Genomic DNA, 4,333 nt, shown 5'->3' on the forward strand with positions numbered 1-4,333 from the left:
CCCCCCCCCCCCCCCCCCCCCCCCCCCCCCCCCCCCCCCCCCCCCCCCCCCCCCCCCCCCCCCCCCCCCCCCCCCCCCCCCCCCCCCCCCGCGCCGGGTCTACGCCCCGCTCGCCGACAGTCCGGCGAGCATCTGCGTCACCCGCGCCGCCGAGGTGCCGAGTCCCACCGGACCGCCCAGGCGCCAGGGGGCACCGTGGCCGCTCCGCAGGTCCTCCTCGCGGTACCGCCGGCAGCCCCGGTGCCAGATCAGGATGCCGGCGAGCCAGTGCTCCAGCTCCACCACATAGCCCGCCAGCATCTCCCTCGCGTCGGCGTCCAGCCCGAAGTCGTCGTACAGCACGGGCAGTTCGACTTCCGCCACATGCTGGAACTGCCGCAGCCGGGAGTTCATCAGGTCGTGCACGATCGCCACGCCGGTCGGATAGTCGACCCCGAAGAAGTTCTGCACGACCAGGACGCCGTTGTGCACCTCGCCCTCGTACTCGATCTCCTTCTGGTACGAGAACAGGTCGTTGAGCAGGCACGCGTAGTCCGCCGCGGCGTTCTCCAGGGACCGCATCGGGCCGCTGCGGTAGACGGCGTCCGGGACCTTCCTGCCGTGCCCCAGCCGGCACAGGCTCATCGTCAGGTCCGAGCCGAACGTGGCCCGCCGCATCTCCAGGTAGTCCACGGGGTCGGGGATGCGGTTCTGCGCCTGGTTGGCCAGCTCCCACAGCCAGCTCGCGGTCATCGACTCGATCGCGGCCCGGAAGGTCCGCCGCCCGCTCTCGTCCATCGGCGCGGCCGTCCTGCGCCACAGGTCGCCCAGACTCCGCTCCAGCGCGTTCACCGGCTCCGGCGTCCCCTCGCCGCCCAGCGGCATGAACAGCGACAGCCGCTCGTTGGCCAGCCGCGCCCCCGCCAGGTCCCGGCCGCGCCCGTGCACGACCGGGAACCAGTCGTCCCCGTACGTCCCCCAGGCCAGCCACCCCGAGGCCAGGTCCAGCTTGTCCGGCGTCGCGTCCGGGTACAGCCCCGCCGCGCACAGCGGCAGGTCGATCGCGATCAGCCGCGCCTCGTCCCAGATGTGCGAGCCGGGCACCCCCGGCTGGGCCTCCAGGATGCCCATGCGGTGCGCCCAGTCGACGAGCCGGACCCGCGCCCCCGCCAGGTGCGGGCTCAGCGTCGTCGTGAACGGCAGGTCGAACTCGGGCAGCAGCGAGGGGCCCACGTGCCGGTACGGCCGGTGGCCGTGGCCGCGGGCCCGCGCCGCCTCCGACCGCGGCGTGAACGTGATCGACGCGGCGGACATGCCGAACCCGGCCGCGGCCTGCCCGGCCCCGCCCCCGTTCATGTACCGGCTGGAGCGCAGGTGCCATTCGTGGCCGCCGGACTGCCAGTCCTGCAACCCCTTGACGTACGCCAGCACCGAGGCGGTCCGCGCCGGGTCGAGGCCCCGCTCGGCGCAGAGCGGGCCCAACTCGGTCAGGGCGGTGTTCTCGAACTGCTGGAGCCTCGAGGTCAGCAGATCGTTGACGACCTCGGCGGCCTCCTGGGTGGAGCAGCCGAGGAACCTCTCCACGACCAGCACCCCGTTGCTGTTCTCCCCCTCGTCCTCCACCTCGCGCTGGTAGGAGAAGAGGTCGTTGCGCAGGTGCACCGCGTCGGAGAACGCGTCCCGCAGCACCCGCAGCGGGCGGGCGGCGGCGACCTCCGCGGGCACCTCGGCGCGCGCCGCGTACTCCACCAGCCCCGCCGACCAGGGCGCGCCGCCCACCTTGCGGCGCATCTCGATGTACTCGACGGGGTTGGCGATGCGCCCCTCGTCGATGTTGGCCAGCTCCCACAGCGACTCGTTGAGGAGGTTCTCCGTCGCCTCCGCGAACCGCGCCCGCCAGGCGTCCGACATCGCCGGGACCGTCCGCGCCCACAGATCGGCGAGCCCCGCCTCGACCGGGTTCTCCGGCTCCGGGGTCGCCGCTCCCCGCTCCATCGGCATGAAGGCGGGCAGCCGGTCCAGATACCGTTTGCCGCCCACCCGGTCGCGGGTGCGTTTGAACAGCTCCAGGAAGTGGTCGTCGAAGAAGAAGACCCACACGTACCAGTCGGTGACCAGGCAGAGCGCTTCGGCCGAGCAGTCGGGATGGGTGTAGGCGCACAGGAGGGCGTAGTCGTGCGCCTCCAGGTCCTTCTCCTCCCAGACGCCGGACCCCTCCAGCATCCCCATGCCGCGCGCCCACCGCCGGGTGTGTGCGCGCGCCGCCTCGACGTGGGGGTTGAGCCGGGCCGGATACGGTACGTAGAAGTCCGGCAGCGAGAACGGCTGTGCCATGTGCGTCAGGCCCTTCCAGAAGGCTCCGCGCGGGTGCACGCGCGGACCGGTGGTGTCCGCGCAGCACTACCCTTCGGCCATCCGGGGTACGCACCACCGCGATTAGTCATATCTTCGCGGTTTGTTCTGGTCTGTTCGGTCGGTGGTCGGAGCCGACTCAGTAGGCGGAGTCGACGTTGTCGATCGAGCCGTAGCGGTCCGCGGCGTAGTTGGCGGCCGCGGTGATGTTGGCGACCGGGTCGGTGAGCTTCTTCGGGGTGCCGCTGACGTGGTAGGCCTCGAAGGTGGGCTGGATCACCTGGAGGAGGCCCTTCGAGGGGATTCCCTTGCGGGCGTTGACGTCCCAGTTGTTGACGGCGTTCGGGTCGCCGCTGGACTCGCGCATGATGTTGCGGTGCAGCCCCTCGTACGAGCCGGGGATGTTCTGCTTCTTCATGATGTCGAGCGACTGGCGGATCCAGCCGTCGAGGTTGTTCGCGTACTTCTTCGGCGCCAGGGCCTTGCGCTCGGTGGAGCGGTTGGCGGCCTGCTTCTCGGCGCGCTCCTTCGCGGCGGCCTTCTCCGCCACGGCCTTCGCCGCGGCGGCCTCGCGGGCGGCCAGGGCCTCCTTCGCCGCCGCCTGCTCGGCGGCGTTCTCCTCGGCGGCCCTGACGGCCGCCATGTCCTGCGCCGTGGGGATGCTCGCGGCGGCGACCGGCTGGACGGCGGCGGAGGGCCGGGCCGAGGCGGTCGGGGCGTCGCCCTGGGCGCCGGTGGCGGCTATGGCGGAGACGGAGCCGGCCGCGACGAGCGCGGCGGTGGCGAGCTTGTGCGTACGGGTGATGCGCAGGCTGGAGATGCGGGGCATACGTGAGCTCTTCCTGGTGGGGAACGGGGCTGCGCGGCCTGGTGCCGCGGCGGCGGACCGAGGGGCGCGGCCGCGGTCGCCGGTGGGCGCTCGTCGCTGGCTCGTGCTCGGTGCTTGCCGGACTCCATGGTTAGCGGCCCCCGACACTGGAAGCAATGACCGCTTTTACTACTTTTCGTCGTGGAATGATTATTTATGAGCCATTTAGGGGGTTCGTTACGCCGCGTGGGGGCCGCCGCCTCTCCTAGGACAGGTCGTAGGTGACGTGGGTCTCGTGGCGCGCCTCACCTGCCGGGGCCCTCTCGGCAGCACTGCGTCACCAGCCGCTCACCCCCGTGGCGGCCCCGCCGGGGACGCGCCGACAGCCGTGCGGCCCGGAACCTCGCGGGCCCCGGTGCTTCGTGCCGGACCTCCGCGGCCCATCCGGCGGAGGCGGGGGCCCGTCCGCCGAGCGGCCCCGTCTCCGGGCGCGGCCTTCGTACGGGCGAGGCGGCGCGGGGTCCACCGCCCTTCGGCGCCCGTCGGTACGCGACGAGCCCGCCGGTGGCCTGGCCCACCGGCGGGCTCGATGCGGCGCGGCCCCCGCCCCGGCGGGTCGGACGGCCTCGGGCGCGCTCCCGCGCAGGCCCGCTCAGAGCAGGCGTTCGTCCGCCGAGGGATCCTCGACCACGGCGGGCGCCCCGTCGCCCGGTCGCATCACGGAGCGGCGTTCGGCGTAGGCGGGCCAGGGCGGTGACGCGTCGCCCGAGCCGCCGGGCCGACGGGTCCGGGCGAGGGAGATCCACGCCTCGCGCATCCGGTCGGAGAGGTCCCGCGGGGCGTGGGGACCGGTCGGCGGACCGGTGGGATCGCCGAAGACGAAGCCGATCTCCGCCATGTGGCGCGCGCCGAGCGCCCCGCCCAGGGCGGGGGACGACCGGCCGAACGCGTATACGAAGGACTCCGCGCCGTGCGCGGCACGCGCCTCGGCCACCCGCAGGGCCGGTATCCGGCAGGCGTGGACGGACATGGCCGCCGACGGCTCACGCGCCGGCGGGATCCCGCGGCGCCCCGGTCGCGTGCGCCGTGCGGCGGCCGCGCGCGCCACATGGGAGAGCGCGCTGCGGGAGCGGTGTGTCGGCACCGCGTACGTGGGGACCAAGCTGAGCGACACGGCGCCGCCGGGGGGCGAGC

3 protein-coding genes are annotated in these 4,333 nt (G+C 73.8%); all 3 read right to left on the minus strand.

Annotated features, from left to right (window positions below; translation table 11 throughout):
• Positions 1-99 precede the first annotated feature (99 nt).
• The gene (locus ACZ6EJ_RS14005; protein WP_469267128.1) at positions 100-2,313 is read right to left on the minus strand and encodes a terpene synthase family protein; all 2,214 of its coding nucleotides are present in this window, start codon (positions 2,311-2,313) and stop codon (positions 100-102) included.
• 157 nt (positions 2,314-2,470) lie between these two features.
• Positions 2,471-3,160, minus strand: coding sequence for a transglycosylase SLT domain-containing protein (locus tag ACZ6EJ_RS14010; protein WP_469267129.1), 690 nt, complete (start codon positions 3,158-3,160; stop codon positions 2,471-2,473).
• Positions 3,161-3,791: 631 nt separating this feature from the next.
• Positions 3,792-4,333, minus strand: a 542-nt coding sequence (locus ACZ6EJ_RS14015; protein ID WP_469267130.1) for a carboxylesterase family protein, incomplete at its 5' end; no start/stop codon positions are given.

It is taken from the genome of Streptomyces sp. NPDC041970 (assembly GCF_055588985.1).